Genomic DNA, 18,864 nt, shown 5'->3' on the forward strand with positions numbered 1-18,864 from the left:
AGGTCGGCTGGAGGAAAAGTGGCTGCAGTGTATGTGGACCAAGAGGCAGTACGGATCGAGCTGGGGTGGTGGGAGCGCCTTTTCGCCGGTCAGCGCAAGCGGCTGGTCGTTCCGGTCGCATCAATAGTCGAGGCTGAGCGTGTCGATCGACCGACCAAATTTTCCGCTACACCGGGCGCTCGCTCCGGTCTGGTGGTTACCGGCGTCGTGAAGGTCGGACGCTGGGGGATCGGGACAGGCACGTCGTTGTTCGTGAGCGTGCGCCGGTCGGTTCCCGCGCTCCGGTTGGCTATCGACAAGCCGACTGCCGAGCAGTTGGGGTTCGACGTCATCCTCGTCAGTACCCCGGAGGTCGACCGACTCGTCGGCTCGCTCACCAACGGTTCCGTGACCGGCGCGGTCCGCGGATAGTCACGAGCGGGTGCGAGTGTCGGTCGGCGGGGGTAGGCCACGTCGCACCCGTACCCGCACATCAGGACAAGTGCAGGCTGTCCGGTGCGGTAGCGAATTCCGAACTGGTCCGCACCTCGGGCAGGCACGCTTCGATCGCCGCACGGTCATGGTCGAGCCGATCGCCCAGCCCGTCGATTTCGACTAGGTGCCCGCCCCCGCCCGCCGCAAGATCGGCGACACCATCGGCGGTTACACACCCCGGCAGCGGGCTCCTCGACTACTTCGCGCGGAAGGCCGATGCTTTCCAGCAAGCGGCGACGGAAATCGGCGCCACGGGCCCCGCCGCCGACTAAGTGGAGTGCACGCCGCCACCACCAGCCCACGTACAGCTCTCGCCACCGCGGGTCTGCTGATCCTGGCCAGGTCGTTGCTGCTACCACGTCGCCGAGATTCCCGCTCCCACCCTGACCGCGAGCAGGTAACGGCTCATGCCCGGCCGCAGGCAGCCGGGCGGCTTCGTGCGTCACCGCGTGCCACAACAGAGAGTGCGTTCCACGCTGACGCAGCATGGACCAGTCGATCACTGCACGTGCCCGCAGGTTCTGCGAATAATCACGACAGGAGGTGTCGTGATTATTTGAAAGGCTGTCTCGGCGACCGTCGGAGAGCCCGATCGGTCACGTCGCGAAGGAGCGTCACGTGAGTTCTGGAGTCAATCCGTGCATCGTGTTCAACGGCAATGCACGGCAAGCGATGGAGTTCTATCGGGAGGTCTTCGGCGGTGAGTTGGTGGTCGGAACGGCCGCGGACTTCGGCTCACCGGAATCGCCCAACGCCGACAACGTCATGCACGCCCGACTCGACACGCAGGCGGGTTACACGCTGATGGGATGGGACTTCCCGGAAGACCGGCTCGGCCACCCGCCCTATCAGCCAGGTAACAACGTGGCGGTCTTCATCGGTGGCGACGACGACGAACTTCGCGGCTACTTCGAGAAGCTATCGGTCGGCGGCACTGTAACGCTGTCACTCGAACAGCAGGTGTGGGGCGACGAGGCGGGCTCGCTCGTGGACAAATTCGGAATCAGCTGGATGTTCAACATCGCGGCTCAGCAGCACTGATCAAGAACCGAGTAGCTGCGCTGAACACGACGACTCGAACGCCCGGCTGCACCGGGTCGGGCAGCATCCGTCTGGCTTTCCGGGAGACGGCGGAGCGAGGGTACGCGCGCGCTCATCGGCAAGAGCGACCGTTGAGAAGGTGTGCCAGCCAACCATTCTGGACCACTGACCAACGCGCGACATGCGGCAATGCAGTGCGTCGGCACCGCCCCAGCGGGTTACGGGAATCGCTTTGCGATCGCCGCTGTGATCGCGTCCGGTGCATGTTCCTGAATGAAGTGCCGGGCGTGTGGCAGCTCGACCATGTCGAGATCGGTGAAGGCGGCCCGCATCCGCGGGACGCAGTCGTTCGGACGGAACACCATGTCCCGCATGCCCCACACCAGCAGCGTTGGCTTGTCGCCGAGCAGGACGGGCACGTCTCGGGCGAGTTGCTCCAGCAGCGGGCGCGCGGCACGAATTTGTTTGGGCATCATGGCAAGTCCGCGCCGGGCTTCGACAGTGGGTTGCACCGCGCGGTAGTGCTCGGCCTCGGCCGCGGTGAGTGTGCGACCCAGCTCTGCGAGCAGGACGCGCTCGACGAGGAAATTCTGTTCCAGTATCCGCCGCTGCATCGGACGGCTGCTCATGATCGCGCTGAAAGCCCGATTAAACATCGCTTCGATCGGCCAGAACACGGTGTTGCCCAGCACGATTCCCCGCACCCGGTCCGCGCGGGCGGTGACCGCGCCCAGACCGATGGGTCCGCCCCAATCGTGTCCCATCACAACGAAGTCGTCGAGTTGCAGGTGATCGATCAGCTCGCCGAGGACCGTGGTGTGCTCCGCGATGGTGTAGCCGAAACGCGCAGGGCGTTCGGACAATCCGAAACCCAGGTAGTCGACGGCGATGCACCGGTACTGATCGCGCAGGTCCTTCACGATGTTGCGGTAGAGGAAACTCCACGCCGGAGCACCGTGACAGAACAGTATGGCCGGTCCGGTGCCCTCATCGATGTAGTGAACCCGGCCGGCAGGCGAGTCGAACCAACGCGACTCGAATGGGTACAGATCCCCGTCGGGAACAAAGTCGATCAACATCAGGCCCCTCCCTCTCGGGCGAGGCTACATGTGGTCCACCCGGGCGCGGTAGACCCACCAACAACACCATTGAACAAGCCGGCAGTTCCGGACGCGGTTCCGACGAGTTCCATAGTGCAACTATCTGATGGCCCGCCGATCTTCTACATTGCTGAGACATTGTTTCGTTGCCACCGCATACCGCCTGGCGGTGCGCATCTTGACGCCGTTGCCGCCGAACTCGATGGCCGCCCACGCCTGCATAAACTGCTCGCGGCCTGATCGACACGACCACGTATTGCACGGGCAGGTAGCGCGCTACGCGAGGCAGCCGCATCCGGACAGCCAGCACCGGTCCAACTGGCCTTGGCCCGGCGCGCCCTCGTAGCCGTCGTGGCGGTCACGGCGTTCTGGAACAACCAAGATCGCGAAACCGGGTTTAAGTGTCAGGAGTGATCGAAGAGAGTGACTACGCTCTGCGGTGCTTCCGGGCCGAAGAAGGCCGCCAGGTTATGCGCCGAGCGGCCGGCGGCGTCGCTACTACGCAGGAATAGCCGCTCTTCGTAGGCGGTGAGCGCGACCTCGATGTCGGCTAGCTCAACCAGCTTGCTCGCCAAGTCCGCGCCGTCGTACATGGCGAGGTTCGCGCCCTCGCCTGCGAAGGGAGACATCAGATGCGCGGCGTCGCCGACGAGCGTCACGCCGGGCACCCTGTCCCACTGGAGCCCGACCGGAAGGGCATAGATGGGTCGGAGCCACGGCTCCACCTCGCTCTCTGTCACGAAGGCGGTGAGCAGCGGCGACCAGCCATCGAACTCGTCGGCGACTTGACGCAGGCCGGCGGACGGGTCGCCGAAGTCGATCGACCTCATCCACTCCTCGGACTTGTTCAGCGCCACGTATCCGCGCACCTGCCCGTCGGCGTAGCGATGGGTGATGATGCCTTTGCCCGGCGCGACCGCCATCAGCGTGCCACTGCCGATCGCGGCCACGCTCGCCCGACAGTTCTGACCGCCTGAGGTGAGGGCGATCTCGATAAAGCAGGTTCCGCTGTAGAGAGGCTTGGCGGGGGTGAGCAGCGGACGCACCTTCGACCAGGCACCGTCCGCGCCGATGACGATGTCGGCGTGTGTGGCGGGACCTTTCGCGAAGGTGAGGTCGTAGCCGCCCTCCGGACGGTGCCGGACCGAGTCGAGCTTGTGACCCCACCTGATCGTCCCGGGCGCCAGTGAGTCGATGAGCAGGCGCCTGAGTTCGCCACGGTCCACCTCGGGACGAGCCGAACCAGGGTCTGCGGGGATGTCGAGCAGAATCGTGCCGTGGTGGTCGACCACCCGCTTGGCATCCTCGCCTGGGCGGACCAGAGTGAGGAACTCGTCGTACAGACCGGCTGCGTGAAGCGCGACCTGCCCGATCGCTTCATCGATGTCGAGCAGGCCGCCTTGCGCACGGTTCTTCGCCGAAGCTTCCCCCTCGTAGATCGTCGCGGTGATGCCGTGAGTCTGAAGCACCCGGGCGAGCGTCAGCCCGCCCAGTCCTGCTCCGACAATGGCGATGGTCTTCTGCATGCTGCGCTCCTCTGTTGCGCCGACACGCGTCGGCGACGGGTCAGTGCTGGAGCGGGCGGGATGCCCGGTCTCAGCAAGGAGACGCTCAACGATCAGAACCATCTGGATCGATGTACGAACGATGTCCTGCGGAGAGATTGCGCGGAACATCGCTTTTCGCGACCCAGTGACTATATCTCGGCATCCGCCTCGCGGCAGCCGGGGCCGCTTACGCTGCGACGCACCGCGCCCGCCAGGTTCAGCCTCGACGGCTCGACAGTCCTTCGGGGTGCCGTTGGGGTGCTACCGGAAAGAGGTGACACTCACTCGCCGTGGTATCTGCTGTCGGCGCCGCTGGCAACAGTCCGAGGCAGCCGCTACTGACGACGGACCGCCCGCCAGCCCAGAGCGAACGCCACGTAATCGGTGCGGGCTCAGGCGGTCAACGCCGTCAGCCGGCGCTTTATTTTTCGGCGTGCGCGATGGCCTCGATCAGTTTCTTGCGTACCCGGGCGGAGACGTAGCCGCCGTCTGTGTAGTTATGGACAAGTGTCCCGACGAATTCGCCCGGGTCCGGCCCTACGATCTCGCGGATCGGGGTGCCCTGGGCCGCGGCCTGCTCGAACCGGTCGGCGAGATCGTCGAACATCGAGATGCTGGCCTCGCCGTCGGTCGGCACGAAGTGCATCATGTATCGCTCTATCGCTTCCACGGCCGTGCGGTAGTTCGGCGGCAGCTGACTCACACGCGACTTGTATTTGCGCCAGCGCAGTTTGGGGCCGACCACCTTGGAGATGAAGCCGCCCTTTTCGGTATCGGGCATGGTTATTTTCCTCCTTTGGGGAGCTGTTCGAGCTGTCCTGCAAGGAAGCTCCAGGTCCTCCAGAACTCGTAGAGATATTCCTGCCCTGCCCTTTTCGGCAGCAGGGATCCTGCGGTCACACGTCCCAGGTGACCGGGAGGCTCTTCACCCCGAAGATGTCCGCGGTTTCCGGGCGCAGGGCGACCTCGTCGGCCGGTACGGCCAGGCGCAGTGCGGGGAATCTGTTGATCAGGGCCGGGAAAGCGACGCGCATTTCGACGCGGGCGAGCTGCGCTCCCAGACAGTGGTGGGCGCCGTAGCCGAAGGCGAGGTGTCCGCCGGCTGGCCTGTGGATATCGAACGCGTGGGGATCGGCGAAGCGCTCGGGGTCGTGATTGGCGGTGTGGTACGACGCGATGACTACCTGTCCGGCCTTGATCGTCTGGCCGGCCAGCTCGACGTTTTCCAGCGCTGTTCGCATGGAGGTCTTGGCGACGCTCAGATACCGCAGCAATTCCTCCACTGCCTGGCCGGTGAGCGCGGGATCGGCGCGCAGCGCGGCGAGTTGGTCCGGGTGGCGCAGGAGCGCGAAGGTGCCCAGTGCCAGCATGTTCGCGGTGGTGTCCAAGCCTGCCGCCAACAGAACCAGGGCCATGCCCCGCAGTTCCTCATCGGTCAGATCGGTGTCGGTGAGCTCGCTGAGCACGTCGTCAGTAGGGTTCGCGCGCTTGGCGGCCACCAGTGCCGTGAGGTACTCGTAGGTCGCGGTAACCGCCGCCATCAGGTCCTCGTCGCTGATCTCCCCGCCCATGAACGACTCCACGTTGTCCTGGAAGGAGCCCCGGTCCGCGTAGGGCACCCCCAGCAGTTCGCAGATCATGATGGCGGGGATGGGTCTGGCGAACGCCGCCAACAGGTCTGTCGGCGGCCCGGCCTTCTCCATGGCGTCGAGCCGGTCGGCGGTGATTTGCTCGACGCGTTCGGTGAGCAGTCGCATGCGCCGTGCGGTGAACTTGCTCGCCAGCGGTTTCCGATAACGCCCGTGCTGCGGTTCGTCCATGAGCAGGAACTCGCCGGGCGGTGCCGGTGGGATCTCGAAGCCCGAGTAGTCGATGGTCGGGTGGAGCATGAGCTCCTTGCGTGAACTGAATCGCGAGTCGGACAGGATCGACCGGACCAGGTCGTATCCGGTGACCAGCCAGCCGGGTTTTCCGCCGGGGAAGGTGTAGTGGCTGATCGGGCCTTGTCGGCGGGCCTCGATCAGCTCGGCCGGGGGGTCGAACGGGCAGCCAGGCTGACGCGCTGTCGGTAGCGTGGTGATCGTGTGGAGAGCTTCGCTCATGCTCAGTTCCCTTGCGGCAGCAGGTGTTTGGGGATCTCGGAAAGCGCTATAGACCCACTATAAGCATATGTATACGTAGACGCAAGGCTCGCTGTCATGATCTGCCTGGCGGTCACGCCCGGCTGGAGTCTCGCGAACGCACTGCAGTGGATCGCCCGACGCGGTACCCGGATCCGCTGCTACCGCTGCATAATCGGCATGTCCGGGCTCCCTGCGGCGCAATCGATCTCACTGCGCCCACCGCCCGACCAGCGGCATAGCGGATGCTCAAATAAGTCGATCGACTGCCAATGGCTATCGCGCACTGGCGGCTTCTGTCATGCTGCACCTCGTGACGACGCTGGGTCGCAACGCTGACCGAACTGTTCGGGATGAGAAGAAGTCTCGCATCAGGCAGTCTCATGTCGCACCGCTCAATCACCTGGCCGATCACATCGCCGATGCTGAAGGCCTCCCGCGTGGTTTCGTTCCGTACGTCGATCCGGATCAGGGCGGCGTCCACGCTCGTGTTCTCGTGCTGTTGGACAACCCTTCGACAAAGGCCCAGGCCGCCCGGGACGGCGGTTCTGGATTGCTCAGCCTGGACAACGACGACTGGACGGCTAAGAACTGCCGAGAAGCGTACGCCGCCAACGGGATTGACTGGTCACAGGTCGTTCACTGGAATGTCTGCCCCTTCCCGATCAGCCGGGACAACGGCGGATCGACCGCCGCCGAGCGCAGCCGTGGAGCGCGTTGGACACGAGAGATGGTCGATCTCCTGCCCGAACTCGAGATCGTGCTTTGTCTGGGGCGGGCAGCCGAGGATGGATGGAAACGAGCCGCAGTACGAAGGAGCCTGTACATATTTCCGCGAGGGGTGCCACATTGCTCACGCCGTGGCCTTGCCTCGCCCCCGGCTCGGGAACGTTTCGAGAGCGCAATTGCGCAACTGGCCCTCATGCTGAAGTCGTCCAGCGATACCGTCCGTCGCTGAAGGGACTCAGTGCTCGGTCCAAACGCGATGCGGAACGACTCCGCGCCGTAAAGCTCGGCTTTGACGAATGCCTGCCGGGAGATCGCATCACGCACGCACTTCGGTGTGGGCTCAGGAGGTCAACGCAACACCTCTGTGGCCTCTTCGCTCAGCGCGGTATGCGGCATAGAGTGCGTTCGTCGGCCGAGGCCGGTATCCGATCCGGCGCGGCTTGATGAATTCGTTGATCAGCTGCCGAGCCACCCGGGAGTGCACATGCACCACAACGACCAGCCCGACACCGAGCCGACAGCGATCTCGCCTGAACGGATCGCCGCCATCAACGAGTTCATCGACCGTGTCACCCGGTGGGCCGCTGGCCGCGACGATGTCGTGGGCCTGCTTCTCGTAGGGTCGTGCGCTCGCAACGCCGCCCGACCCGACTCCGACATCGACGTTGTCGTACTCACCACAGCCGAGTCCCGATATACCGACACTGCCTGGGCTGGCGAACTTGAACTCGGCACCTTGATCAGAACCCGTTCATGGGGGCCCATTAACGAACAACGCTTCGCCACGGCCGCTGGTTTGGAAGTCGAGATCAACGTCGGAACGCCCGACTGGGCGGTCACCGACCCCGTCGAACCCGGCACACTCCGCGTCATCACCGACGGTGCCCGCCCGCTACACGACCCCGCGGGAATCCTCGACAACCTACTCAGCGCCTGCATGCCATGACAACGCCCCTGTTCGGATCCGCACAACTCTGAGGAGCCACCTCACCAAGGGTGTCGACGTCAGGGTCTGGACGCTCCCCAAACCAAACCCCTTCCACCGCCTGACGCCAACCGTCCGCCAGAGCACAGCGACCGGAGACATCCAGCCCCGTGCGAATCCGCAACTGATGCCTGCAATCGGCACTATCGTGCGTTGGCCAGCCGCGCGCTCCGCGGCATGTGCGGACGCAATCTGGGCGGCAGCTGGGAATCGACATCATCCAGAACGTTCACAGCTACGAATACATCGTTGGGACCGGTAGCGCTATAGCAGTGTTCGGCCTTCTCTCGTTGGCGTCCATTTCCGTTATTTCGTCCCAAATGTGTGTGAGCTCTCCACATCGATTCTCGACTATAGGAGGTTGGTTATTCTCACTGCTGGTGCTTGGCCCGCTGATTCATGTTGGTCACATGTCATGGTCAGGGTCGTCAGGCCGATGACGGTGCTGGTTGCCGTGGCTGCGGTACCCGTCTGGTTCTCACCGTCGGCGTTTGCCGCTGACAAGCCCTGTGAATCGGAAATGTTCAGCGCTCCCTCGGGCACGACCACCTGTGTAGTGCCAGAAGGCATGACGCATATGGATGTCGTCGTAGGAGGCGGCGGTGGCGGCGGGGGTGGCGGCGGTGGATGGAATTCCAACCCCGGCGGGGGTGGTGGCGGTGGCGGTGCGGGGTCCGGGGCTAAATGCACGGTGGCTGTCACTGCGGGGCAGGTCGTGACGATGACTGTGGGCAAGGGTGGCCCCGAAGGGAAGGCCGGCAAGGGTAGCGCCAGTGGAACGGCTACCCGAGGTGGCGCGGGTGGTGACGGGGAACGCTCGGCTGTCGCTGTCGGAGGGGAAGAGGTGGCCGCGGCCGAGGGCGGATTCGGCGGCGACGGCGGAACTGCCGGTACCGACCAAGCGGCGGGTGAAAACGGAGTCCCCGGAATCGGCGGCCCCAAGGAGGCGTCGTTCTGTACCGGTGACTCCCCGACAGTCATTACAGGAAGTGCCGGAGTACCAAATTCCGCGAGAGGGGGAAGCTCAGTCGGGGGAACGGGAGCAACCTGTGGAGGCGCCGGTGGTCCTGGCGGGACCGGCGGCAGCAAACCCACGCGCGCAACCGATTCCAGGCGTTCGGTCTCCGGGAATGGCACAAAGGGCGGCCACGGTAACAAGGCTTGCGTGGTCCTGGAGTTCAAGCCTTGACCAGGTATGACAACCGCGAGCGCGTCGGCGGGCTGTTCAACGTCCATGCTTTATCTTGTCGACAGGAGAGCCGATCAATGAGATGTCTCAGGATTGTCGGCAGTGTGGCGGCAGCCTGCGCCATAGCCCTCGGAGGCGCTGTGCTCAATGCGCCGGTGCACGCCGCGCCGCAGGAGCTGTGCCCATTGGTGAAGGCGGCATGCAAGTGCGCACAAATTTCACTGTGCACTGCCCACCAGAACTCGGAGTATGTCTTTCTCGCCGAGATAACAGGCGCACCACGACCCGGCAAAGCGGCCGATCGTGTTGCGTACCCTGTCAGCGTTTTGCAGACGCTCAAGTCATTCGATAACGCAACCGCCGATGTGACCACGGTGGAAACGTGGGAAAACACGGCCATGTGCGGCGACATATTCCGGCCGGGCCGCGTCTATCTGATCTTCGGTACTGGCGAAAATGGGGACAGCATTTCGACGAACCAATGCTCCGGAAATGAGGACGCTACTGATGTGGAGACAAGGAAGAATCTGTTGAAGCGCCTTCACGACTGTCCAGAGGGCACCGGTCGTCCATCGGAAAACTAGGTCATGCCAGCTGTGGGCGACTCTCGACTCCAGCGCCACCGGCTCAACCCCGCACGCCGGCACTTCGGACAAACCATCCGGACTCACCACAAACAACAATACCGTCGACCTGCAAACAGCGCCTTGACACGGGAGGAGAGCCGATACCGCGCGTTGGAAGCCTTGTCCGCCGACCGATCTGGACGGTTGGCCCACGCGCGGGTCGCGGCATTTGCGTGGTGTGGTTTCTATCGATGGATCGGCGTGGTGGGCGGTTCAGGGTCGGTGGAGAGGGCTCGGGGCGGGCGGGGTTGCCGGAGTCGTGATATCCGCTGTGGTGACGGTGCGGGGTCGGGACCGAACACCGCGGGTAGCTGTGTGGTGACCGGATCGGTGACCGGTGTGGTGCGGATCAGATCTACGGGGTTGGCGTTACGCGGGTGCGCGTCATCGAGGACAGGTTCGCCCAAACCCACTCTCTGCTGAATGCGTTTCATCCATGGTGGTGCCCACCAGCAGTCGTCGCCGAGCAGTTTCATGGTCGCTGGCACCAGCAGCATGCGCAGCACCGTGGCGTCGATGACCAGGGCCGCGATCATGCCGACAGCGATGTACTGCATCATCACCAGATCCGAGAACGCGAACGCGCCGACGACCACTAGCAGGATCAACGCGGCGGCGGTGATGATGCGCCCGGTGTGGGCGGTGCCGATGCGCACTGCCTCGGTGGTCGAGGCTCCTTGCGCGCGGGCTTCGACCATGCGTGAGAGCAGGAAGACCTCGTAGTCGGTGGACAGACCGTAGATGATGGCCATGATGACCACCAGTACCGGCGAGGTGATCGGTTGCGGGGTGAAGTTCAGCAGCGTTGCGCCGTGGCCGTCGATGAAGATCCAGGTCAGGATTCCGAGGGTGGAGCCGAGGCCGAGCGCGCTCATCAAGGCGGCCTTGATCGGCAGTACCAGTGACCCGAAAGTCAGAAACATCAGCACTGTCGTGACGAGCACGACCAGGGTGACCATCCACGGTATCCGCGAGCGCAGGGTGTCGACGCTGTCTTTCTGCAGGGCGGGCATACCGCCGACGAGCATACGCACGGAGTCGGGCTGTGGGAGGTCACGCAGGTAATCGATGGAGGGCCCGGCGTTGCTGGAGTCGGTGAGCGCGGCGGTGGTGCGGAAGACCTCGGGTTGTGTGGTCGAGCGGGACGGCACACCGAAGGGGGCGGCCAGTCCCGGTGCTGTGTTGGCTTGTTTCCACAGTGCGCCGACCGCCTTGGAGTCGTTGGAGACGAAGACCAATTCGAGGGGGTCGGATTTGCGGAGCGGGAAGAGCTGGTCGAATTCCTGTTGGGCCAGACGTGTCGGGTTGTTCGGGGGCAGGTACTTCTCGCTGAGTCCGCCGAATGCCAGGTTGCCGACGGGCAGGATCAGCAGCACGAGCCCCAGCACCAGTGGGACCAATATTTTGACCGGGTGGCGCATGACCCATCGGGTGCTGCGGCCCCAGAACCCGTTCTCGACCTCCTCGGCGGGTCTGGTCCTGCGAAACCGCTTGATACCCAGCATGTCCACGCGTGGACCGAGAACCGCAAGCATCGCGGGCAGGATCGTGATGGCGGTCAGCGCCGCCATCGATACCGTGGCGATCGCGCCGTAGGCGAAGGATTTCAGAAACCCTTGCGGGAACAGCAGCATCCCGCCGACGCTGGCGACGATCATCGTCGCGGAGAAGACGACGGTGCGGCCCGCGGTCATGACCGTGCGCCGCACGGCAGTAGCAGTGTCATAGCCTTCGGCGAGTTCTTCGCGGAACCGGCTGACGATGAACAGTCCGTAGTCGATGGCAAGGCCGAACCCGATCATCGAAACCACCGCGGAGACAAAAGAGTTGACCTCGGTGAACTCGGTGAGGAACTTGACGATGCCGAAGGCACCGAAGACCGTCAGCCCGCCCACGACCAACGGCAGTGACGCAGCGACAAGACCGCCGAAGATGAAGAACAACAGCAGCCCGACTACGGGAAAGGCCAGCAACTCCATCCGGTGGATATCGTCGGCAATGGTGTCGTTGAGGGCACCGGCCACCGGCTGTAACCCGCCCACCTGCACATCAACGCCGGCGATGTCGAAGGCACCCTTCACAGTCCGGAAGTTACGGACCATCGTCGTGTCGTCATCGCCGTGCAAGGCGATGGCCGCGAAGGCATGTCTGCGATCGTCGGTCGCGACTTGGGGGCCACTGAATTTTCCCGTTTCGGTGCGCCAGTAGGCGGCGGTGATCCCCGAAATCTGCTCCGGGAATCGCCGCGGCAGATTGTTGAGGCTTTCGACGACCCTGGCCGAGAACTCGGGGTCGTCGACCGTCTTCCCCTCGGGGGCGGTGTAAAGGACGAGGACATCACCTTCGTGGTTGCGCCCGAACGCCGTATCAGCCAGCCGCGCGGCTGCCGAGGACTCCGAGGTCGGGTCGAACATCCCGCCCGAACTCAGATGATCCGCGAGCCCAGCCCCGTAACCGGCCAAACCGAGCATGCCCGCGGCCACCACCCCGATGACCACGAACCGGATCCGCGAAACCAGGCCACCCCACCACGCAAACACTCACCCCACCGCCACAGTGCACGCGACGGTTAATCGTTCGATGCGTTCTCCCACTGTGATACTGCCGAAACGCACCTGCCCGACCGTGCCTACCCGCATGTGGCCAGCATCCTTCCCACCATTGAACCCACCCGATGTGCCTCCCCGCCAACGGCTCTCACAATCGCCGAGTTCCCACACCGCGCGCATTCTCAGGAAAGAATCAGGGTCATCGGCCCCACAGGCATCGTTCCGGCGAGGCCAAAACGGACTGGAAGTGCCTGGCATGCCACCGCGGCGTCCAGTGCGTGGAGTCGACATATTGGCGCGTTGCCGACGCTGAGATCATCTCTGGCCGTCGATCTTCCGCAGCCCCGCTCTTGCCGCTTCACACCGCGCTGTTTGCGGCAGTTGCGGATGTTGGCACAGCGCGAGCCGTCGTCTCATCGTTGCTACGCCAGCCGAAATGAAGGTCCCGAGGCGCGGGCGGCGCGTTAGTGGAGTGGTTTTGCCATCCGGAACCGTCGCGGTGACGAATGTTTGGCACCGACGTGATCCGCGAGGCGCTACTCGGCACCAGCGAGGGCGAGACGAGTGCCGAGTGCAGAACTCGATGTCTGCGTATGGCCGTGAAATTAACAGGCAGGAGGAAGACAGACCAGTGGTGACCAGAACAGGGAAGTCGACAGCGATGCTCGGTGAAAACCGAGGCAGTTCCGGTCGGGTGGGGTGGGCGTGGCTGGGGGTGTTGGCTATGGGCGGTGCGTTGCTGCCGTTGGGTGTGCCGGGCACGGCCGCCGCCGCGGCGGACTGTCCGACCGAAGGCACGTCGGCCGTGTGTGAGACCCCCGGCAATTTCGGTTACACGGTTCCTCGAGGTGTGAACGAAATCCTGATCACCGTCATCGGCGCCGGTGGGGCCGAAAGCAGCGATGGGTTCGGTGGCGGAGCCGGGGCGGCGTTCACCTGCAGCGTCAGTGGTCTGCGGGCCGGAACCGTGCTGGATGTGACGGTCCCGGCCGGAGGCAAGCAGAGCGCGGAGCCCTCGACCTCCGGTGGCGGGTCCGCTTCGGTGAGATCCACCGCCGACGGCGTGGACGTCACCGCCTCCGGAGGCGGCGGCGGAAGGAGTTACACCGACGACGACTCCGCTGACCAGGATGGCACTGCCGGTGAAACCGGCACCGGCGGTAGCCCGGGCACCTCGCCCACCTGCACCGCGACTGGTTCCGGGTTGACGGCCACCCTCGGTGCCGTCGCCACCAGCACGGCCGGGCACAGTGCTTCCCCCGACACCGAGAGCACCGGCGGGACGATCACACCGGACGGCTTCGCCCCTCAGTGCCCGCCCCTGGCCGGGTTCGGCGGCGCAAGCGCTGACCCGTACCTTCTGCATTCCCTCTTTCCTGACAAAGATCCCAGAGCCGGTCAGGACGGCTGCGTCGTGATCACCCCGGGTGCGGCCTGCGAGGTCACCGGTGACACGACCGCTTGCGCGACCCCCGGGCCCACCCAGTACACGGTGCCCGCAGGAAAGACCTCGCTCGCCATCACGACTATCGGTGCCGGAGCCGGCGGCGGCGGGGGCGGAATCGGAGGTGCCGCCAGTCGCGGACTGGACGGGAGTGACGGTGCGAACGGTCAGGGCGGTGCCGGCGGCGGTGCCGGAGCCGCGATCACCTGCACCATCACCGGTCTGCACGCTGGGACCGTACTCGACCTGACCGTTCCCCAAGGCGGCGCCGGGGGCGCCTCTTCCAACAGTGGTAGCGGTGAAGGCGGATTTGGAGGCCAGGAGGCCACCGCCGTCTACGGTCCCGGCGAGGTGAGCGTGCTGAGCCCCGGCGGCGGAGGAGGCGGCGGCGGCTATACCGGCAGAAGCATTGCCCCCGGTCGGGACGGGACCAGCGGAAGTCCTGACGGGCAAGGGGGCGGCACCCCCGGAACGGGTGGCACCGCAACCCAGGAGTCCGTCGGCGGCGGCCCGGGCACCTCACCGACCTGCACCGCGACCGGCGACGGCCTGACAGCCACCCCCACGGTCTACTCGAGCGCCGCAGGTACCGCCAGCGACGCTCTCACCGCGGGCACCGGTGGAACAATCGCCGCACCAGACGCCGTGACCACCGCCTGTGGCACCAACGGCACGGGTGGCACCGGCGGTAGCGGCGGCAAGGGCGGCACCACCAGTGACATCTACGGCAAATCTGGTTCGCACAGCGAGTCCGGAAAGCCCGGTTGCATCATGATCGTCGCATCCTGACAGCGAACAACTCCCACTAACGGCGGTCAGCTCACACCGTGCCCGCCGACTCGAACCCGCACCCGATAACACCCACCTCCCTGACCAGACCACCACACCGGATACACCGGTGTGGTGGTCAGTTCTTCTTGTCGACACCGCTGGGCAACGGCGAACACCCCCGCAACCACCACAACAGATCCGCCGACTGAATGATCTAGAGACACAAATTGTTCCGCGCATCGCGGCCACTGATCCGACGAGACCGCGGATCGCAGACCGGCCATTGAACCGGGCGCGGTCGCCGCGGTGATGAGGGTTCAGCCACCCATGAACCGACGTCCGTCGGTGCGGGTTCAGGCGCCTCTGACACGAAGGGGGCGCTGCTCGCCGACCACGCCCGCGACGAAACTGGTCCCACGACCCGTACTTCGCTGCGGTCCTGCAGCATCGAGTCAGCCGATCCGGATACGGAACCGGTTTTCCCGGTCCCCGGGCAGCTCAGCCGTTGGTCACGGCGTATCGGAGCAGAGCCACGCCGGAACGCAACGCCCGTGACTCGAGCAGCTCGAGACCGGAGAACGAGGTGCCCTCAGCGACCAGACCCTTTCCGCGGCCCTGGACGGCGGGGAAGACGAGCAGCCGGATCTCGTCGACGAGCCCGGCTGCCAGCACCGCGTGCGCCAAGGTCAGGCTGCCGCACAACGTGATGTCGCCGCCGTCGGACTCCTTAAGCCGACGCACCTCTTCGACCGGGTCACCGGAGAGGATCGTCGAGTTGCGCCACTGCGGATCCGTCATCGACGAAGAGACGATGTATTTCTGCACTTGGTCCAGGTACGCACCGGCCGGCTCGTCGGTGTGTTGAGGCCAGTGGCCGCGAAAGTCCTCGAAGGTCTGCCGACCCAGCAACACCGCGTCGGAGGACGCGCCCAAGAGCTTCGTCGCGTCCAACCAGTCCTCGATGCCCCCCTCGGGAGATGGGTCGAACCACTCATCGAGCATCTCGATCCGCCCATCGGCAGTGATGTTCTCGGTGAGCAGCAGTCGGCGCATGACACCGTTCTAGCACCGATCAGAAGCGCCCACAATCGCGTCTGGCGCAGCGCCGCACTCGTGGCAGAAACATGTCTTGGTAGGCGCCGTTCTGTCACACTTCGAGCACGGCTTCGCCGGCCGTGGCGGGTGGCAGGACGGATCGGTCGGGGGAGTGGGGGCGAGATGCACGAGAGCGAGATCGTTCTGAACGAGCTCGCGCAGGCGTTGCGGCCTATGCCGGATGGCGTGGAGTGGTTCGAAAGCCTCGGGGCTGACCAACAGTTCGTCGTTCTGCGCCGTGCTGCCGAGTACTGCCTTCAGGCGCGCGCCACCATTGATGACGGGGCGGAGAGTATTCGCCGGTCAGGTATACGACCGACCCACACCCCAGCGGTGCTGATCCAGCGCGGGCACCTGAACGTGCAGCTGACAAAGATCATCGGCCTGCCAGAAGGCGAGCGGGTCAAAGCCTTTCGCCTGCTGATCGCGCTGTTGGGTGTCGCAGACGAGCGCAGGCGTGCACGCTACTGCGCCGACGGGTGCAGCCATGCTTGGCACCAGTTGCCGTCGGGCCGGGGGATAACAGCCTGAAGCTCCGTGTGTTTGTGATGCACGCAACGCTGGACCTCGAGTGGGCTCGAGGTTGCACGATGGTTCGGACATCGTATTCGAGGAGGGAAGCGAACTGTGCCGAAACTTGACCGGATCATCGAGTCCGCGTTGTATGTCGACGACCTCGGTCGTGCCCGCAAGTTCTATACCGATGTGCTGCAACTGAAGCCGATTCTCGACGCGGATCCGTTGTGCGCGTTCGATATCGGGGGCGACAATGTGCTGCTGCTGTTCCGCCGCGGCGGATCGCTCGAACCGAAAGTGCTGCCCGAACCGGCTCTGCCGAACGGCGAGATCCCACCCCACGACGGCAGCGGCCGGCTCCATGTGTGCTTCGCGGTCTCCGAGGACCAACTGAGCGAGTGGGAAACTCACCTGAACGCGCACGACATCCCGATCGAAGGCCGGACCAACTGGGCCCGTGGCGGACGCAGCATCTACTTCCGGGATCCCGACGAGCACCTACTCGAACTCATGACTCCGGGTAACTGGCCGACTTACTGAATCTCCCGAGCAGGGCGAGTGTCAGCCTGTGCTTTAGTCGGGCGCAGCCAGCGCTCCGAGATGGCGAGCGGGTAGCCGACGCGGATCTTGCCGATCGGGCCGTAGACCCATCTGGGCCAACACCTTTCGGTGAGCTTCGGCCTGGACTCGACCAACTCGATGGCCAGGAACCTCACGGAGTGGGCTGTGCCCAGGCAGTCAACTCGGCGGCCGAGTGCCTTCGCGGCCAGGCGAGATGGCGTCGTGACCGCGCGGGTCGTTCATCACTACGCAGGGCACGTGGCGCCGCAGACTGGATGTCGCCGAGCATGGAGCTGAGGGCGACACGCCGGTCTGCGGCGAGCACTCAGGGCAGGACGGCGCAGGCAGGGCCGAGATTGATGCCGGTTCCGACGTTCATTGCCGTGCGGGGGAGGTAGACATCGAAGTCGTCACCGTCCAAGAGTTCGAGGACCACGATTTTGTGCGGGCCCTTCCGGTCGGGGGTCCACGTGGCGCGCGCCACTCCCGACGCATCCGCAATCAATTCATACGGCTGGAATTGCTTGTAGTCCGCGGTTTTCGGGTCGTCGCCGATCTGGTCGAGCAGGACCACCTCCTTGCCGGGGTCTGTGATCACGGTGACCGGGTAGGAGCAGCCGGTGCCGCGGGCATCTGCCGAGCTGCCGAAACTCTGTCCGGTCTCGACGCGGACGCTCGTGACGGTTGCTCCCGCCTGCGGCGCGGTGAATGCGATGGCTGAGGCCAATATGCTGAGCGTCGCCATGGTGGTGGCGGCTGCCCTGTTGGAGCTATGCACGTTGAATTACTCTCTCTAGCAATGGATTCCCCCGATTGGAGTTGAGGCGAACTATACAGGCGACCGGCACTGCGGAGGCTGGATATAACCAGCGCATCGCGCGTCGAGGTACCGCTGCCGACGCGCGATGCGTTCGCACTACCTACGCCTCGTTGCCTCTTCGCGTACTTCGGGGTCGGGGTCGGTGGTCAAGCGGGCCAGTAAGCGGCGGGCCTCGGTGCCGCGATAGTTGTGTAGTGCGTACGCGAGGGCGTAGCGGACTTCGGAATTGGCGTGGTCGATGAGGTGAGCGATGTCGGTGACGTCGCCGCGGCTGCGACTGCCCAGACCGTAGAGGGCGAGGATCAGGTCGTCTTCGTTGTCCGCGTTTCGTAGTTGTTCCAGCAGTTGAGGTTTCGTTGGTTCCGGGCCTTCGGTGGCGAACCGGCGGCGCAGGTCGGCGGACTTGAATTCACCGCGGCCCAGGCAGGCAGGGCAGACGCAGGGGCGGCGGCCGTGCGCGTTCGGATGGTAGCGCCATCCCGTCACCTGGCGTACGTGCCGAACCCGGTGGAGTTCGGTGGGGGCGATGGAGCGGGGTACGACGACCTGGTAGCCGCGGGCGTCCTCGGCGCGCATGATCAGCGAAACAGCTTCGGCGGCGGTCATTTCCGTGCCGGCGTCGGAGTAGTGACCGACGAGGACCGGTTCGTCGTCGGGTATCCGGAAATGTACTGCGATGAACAGGCGCTGACCGCCGCGCCGTAGCTCGCGTAACCATTGATGCGACAGCACATACGAGGCAAGCACCGGCATGCAGAAGACGCCGCGCTCGAAGCCGGGCGCGGTGATGCCCGTCCGGCGGATTCGCCGAGCGTTCTTCTCCGGTGTCAGGTGCACTAGCAGGGCCACAACGCAAACCATAGATCGGTGGCTGTGAGGACCTCCAGTGGCGGGCGGGTCTCGTTGTGGCACAACCAAATGTTCACCCGTTGTTCGCCGTCGACTCGCGGAGTTTGGTGTCGCATGAAAACATCTGTGCCAGTTGACTATCGGAATGCGGATGGCAGCAGCGCCGCTTCGTCCCAAGGCTTAGGAATTCGGAGATCAGATGCTGTTCTGGGCAACCATCGTAGGCGCCGCGCTCCTCGTACTGCTGTTACTCGGCGCGGCGGCACGAGCAATGGATCCGCGTGGCCAGAAAGAGCGGCGGCGCAATTCGAGTGCCGGCCCGCGCAGGACTGTGCTGCAACAGAGTTGGCCGCAGGCCGGTCGCCCGGGTTCGCGCCGCTAGGGTTCGCCGCAACGGTGCCGGGCGGGCTTCGCGGAAAGCGTGGCCCGCTCGGTTGCGGCGTTACTC

At 64.8% G+C, this 18,864-nt stretch carries 17 protein-coding genes; 9 read left to right on the plus strand and 8 right to left on the minus strand.

The annotated features are described in order from the left end of the window. The first annotated feature begins 18 nt into the window (after window positions 1–18). Complete coding sequence (locus NN4_RS14145) at window positions 19–411, plus strand: hypothetical protein (protein ID WP_147130569.1); 393 nt, start codon at window positions 19–21, stop codon at window positions 409–411. A 681-nt stretch (window positions 412–1,092) separates the two neighbouring features. Next, window positions 1,093–1,515: a VOC family protein gene (locus tag NN4_RS14155; RefSeq protein WP_147130573.1), complete on the plus strand. Its 423-nt coding sequence runs from the start codon at window positions 1,093–1,095 to the stop codon at window positions 1,513–1,515. Between the two features lie 218 nt (window positions 1,516–1,733). Here the strand turns inward: NN4_RS14155 and NN4_RS14160 are convergent, their stop codons facing one another. The 4 genes from NN4_RS14160 to NN4_RS14180 all read right to left on the minus strand — a co-directional run bounded on the left by NN4_RS14160 (window position 1,734) and on the right by NN4_RS14180 (window position 6,264). Beyond that, window positions 1,734–2,594, minus strand: a complete 861-nt coding sequence (locus NN4_RS14160) for a haloalkane dehalogenase (RefSeq protein WP_147130575.1) — start codon at window positions 2,592–2,594, stop codon at window positions 1,734–1,736. Between the two features lie 425 nt (window positions 2,595–3,019). Beyond that, window positions 3,020–4,141, minus strand: coding sequence for an FAD-dependent oxidoreductase (locus tag NN4_RS14165; protein WP_147130577.1), 1,122 nt, complete (start codon window positions 4,139–4,141; stop codon window positions 3,020–3,022). 442 nt (window positions 4,142–4,583) lie between these two features. Continuing rightward, window positions 4,584–4,943 carry a DUF1048 domain-containing protein gene (locus tag NN4_RS14170; protein WP_147130578.1) on the minus strand — a complete coding sequence of 120 codons (360 nt, stop codon included), beginning with the start codon at window positions 4,941–4,943 and terminating at the stop codon, window positions 4,584–4,586. A 115-nt stretch (window positions 4,944–5,058) separates the two neighbouring features. Then, window positions 5,059–6,264, minus strand: coding sequence for a cytochrome P450 (locus NN4_RS14180; RefSeq protein ID WP_147130580.1), 1,206 nt, complete (start codon window positions 6,262–6,264; stop codon window positions 5,059–5,061). Window positions 6,265–6,595: 331 nt separating this feature from the next. Between NN4_RS14180 and NN4_RS14185 the strand changes: the two genes are divergently transcribed. The 4 genes from NN4_RS14185 to NN4_RS14200 all read left to right on the plus strand — a co-directional run bounded on the left by NN4_RS14185 (window position 6,596) and on the right by NN4_RS14200 (window position 9,769). Next, on the plus strand, window positions 6,596–7,240 hold the full coding sequence (locus NN4_RS14185; RefSeq protein ID WP_371865652.1) for a uracil-DNA glycosylase: 645 nt from the start codon (window positions 6,596–6,598) through the stop codon (window positions 7,238–7,240). Between the two features lie 60 nt (window positions 7,241–7,300). Beyond that, complete coding sequence (locus tag NN4_RS14190) at window positions 7,301–7,957, plus strand: nucleotidyltransferase domain-containing protein (protein WP_222595056.1); 657 nt, start codon at window positions 7,301–7,303, stop codon at window positions 7,955–7,957. 559 nt (window positions 7,958–8,516) lie between these two features. After that, window positions 8,517–9,185: a glycine-rich domain-containing protein gene (locus NN4_RS47130; protein WP_443093875.1), complete on the plus strand. Its 669-nt coding sequence runs from the start codon at window positions 8,517–8,519 to the stop codon at window positions 9,183–9,185. After that, complete coding sequence (locus tag NN4_RS14200) at window positions 9,182–9,769, plus strand: hypothetical protein (RefSeq protein ID WP_147130586.1); 588 nt, start codon at window positions 9,182–9,184, stop codon at window positions 9,767–9,769. Before NN4_RS47130 ends, NN4_RS14200 begins: the two co-directional genes overlap by 4 nt. Window positions 9,770–9,996: 227 nt before the next feature. Here the strand turns inward: NN4_RS14200 and NN4_RS14205 are convergent, their stop codons facing one another. Continuing rightward, window positions 9,997–12,351, minus strand: coding sequence for an MMPL family transporter (locus tag NN4_RS14205; RefSeq protein WP_147130588.1), 2,355 nt, complete (start codon window positions 12,349–12,351; stop codon window positions 9,997–9,999). 733 nt (window positions 12,352–13,084) lie between these two features. Here NN4_RS14205 and NN4_RS14210 point away from each other — a divergent pair. Next, a complete protein-coding gene (locus tag NN4_RS14210) occupies window positions 13,085–14,593 on the plus strand; it encodes a glycine-rich domain-containing protein (protein WP_147130591.1) in 1,509 nt (502 codons plus the stop codon). Between the two features lie 480 nt (window positions 14,594–15,073). On the opposite strand, the gene NN4_RS14215 is transcribed toward NN4_RS14210, so the two are convergent. Next, the gene (locus NN4_RS14215; protein ID WP_147130594.1) at window positions 15,074–15,628 is read right to left on the minus strand and encodes a dihydrofolate reductase family protein; all 555 of its coding nucleotides are present in this window, start codon (window positions 15,626–15,628) and stop codon (window positions 15,074–15,076) included. Between the two features lie 165 nt (window positions 15,629–15,793). On the opposite strand from NN4_RS14215, the gene NN4_RS14220 reads away from it, so the two are divergent. Together NN4_RS14220 and NN4_RS14225 are read left to right on the plus strand one after the other, a co-directional pair. Further along, window positions 15,794–16,201 (plus strand): DUF5958 family protein, encoded by a 408-nt coding sequence (locus NN4_RS14220; protein WP_147130596.1) that lies wholly within the window; start codon window positions 15,794–15,796, stop codon window positions 16,199–16,201. Window positions 16,202–16,297: 96 nt separating this feature from the next. Continuing rightward, window positions 16,298–16,726, plus strand: coding sequence for a VOC family protein (locus NN4_RS14225; protein WP_147130598.1), 429 nt, complete (start codon window positions 16,298–16,300; stop codon window positions 16,724–16,726). Between the two features lie 346 nt (window positions 16,727–17,072). On the opposite strand, the gene NN4_RS14230 is transcribed toward NN4_RS14225, so the two are convergent. Together NN4_RS14230 and NN4_RS14235 are read right to left on the minus strand one after the other, a co-directional pair. Next, the gene (locus NN4_RS14230) at window positions 17,073–17,474 is read right to left on the minus strand and encodes a hypothetical protein (RefSeq protein WP_147130600.1); all 402 of its coding nucleotides are present in this window, start codon (window positions 17,472–17,474) and stop codon (window positions 17,073–17,075) included. A 189-nt stretch (window positions 17,475–17,663) separates the two neighbouring features. Further along, entirely contained in the window at window positions 17,664–18,416 is a 753-nt protein-coding gene (locus NN4_RS14235; RefSeq protein WP_147130602.1) for a HEAT repeat domain-containing protein, read from the minus strand. Window positions 18,417–18,864: the final 448 nt, after the last annotated feature.

This window comes from Nocardia ninae NBRC 108245, assembly GCF_007990755.1.
Classification (GTDB): domain Bacteria; phylum Actinomycetota; class Actinomycetes; order Mycobacteriales; family Mycobacteriaceae; genus Nocardia; species Nocardia ninae.

Bases quoted from the DNA above. Each gene is read 5' to 3' on its own strand.
- NN4_RS14160 (WP_147130575.1), bottom strand. From the start codon at position 2,594: ATGTTGATCGACTTTGTTCCCGACGGGGATCTGTACCCATTCGAGTCG.
- NN4_RS14210 (WP_147130591.1), top strand. From the start codon at position 13,085: ATGGGCGGTGCGTTGCTGCCGTTGGGTGTGCCGGGCACGGCCGCCGCC.
- NN4_RS14165 (WP_147130577.1), bottom strand. From the start codon at position 4,141: ATGCAGAAGACCATCGCCATTGTCGGAGCAGGACTGGGCGGGCTGACG.
- NN4_RS14180 (WP_147130580.1), bottom strand. From the start codon at position 6,264: ATGAGCGAAGCTCTCCACACGATCACCACGCTACCGACAGCGCGTCAG.
- NN4_RS14215 (WP_147130594.1), bottom strand. From the start codon at position 15,628: ATGCGCCGACTGCTGCTCACCGAGAACATCACTGCCGATGGGCGGATC.
- NN4_RS47130 (WP_443093875.1), top strand. From the start codon at position 8,517: ATGTTCAGCGCTCCCTCGGGCACGACCACCTGTGTAGTGCCAGAAGGC.
- NN4_RS14220 (WP_147130596.1), top strand. From the start codon at position 15,794: ATGCACGAGAGCGAGATCGTTCTGAACGAGCTCGCGCAGGCGTTGCGG.
- NN4_RS14170 (WP_147130578.1), bottom strand. From the start codon at position 4,943: ATGCCCGATACCGAAAAGGGCGGCTTCATCTCCAAGGTGGTCGGCCCC.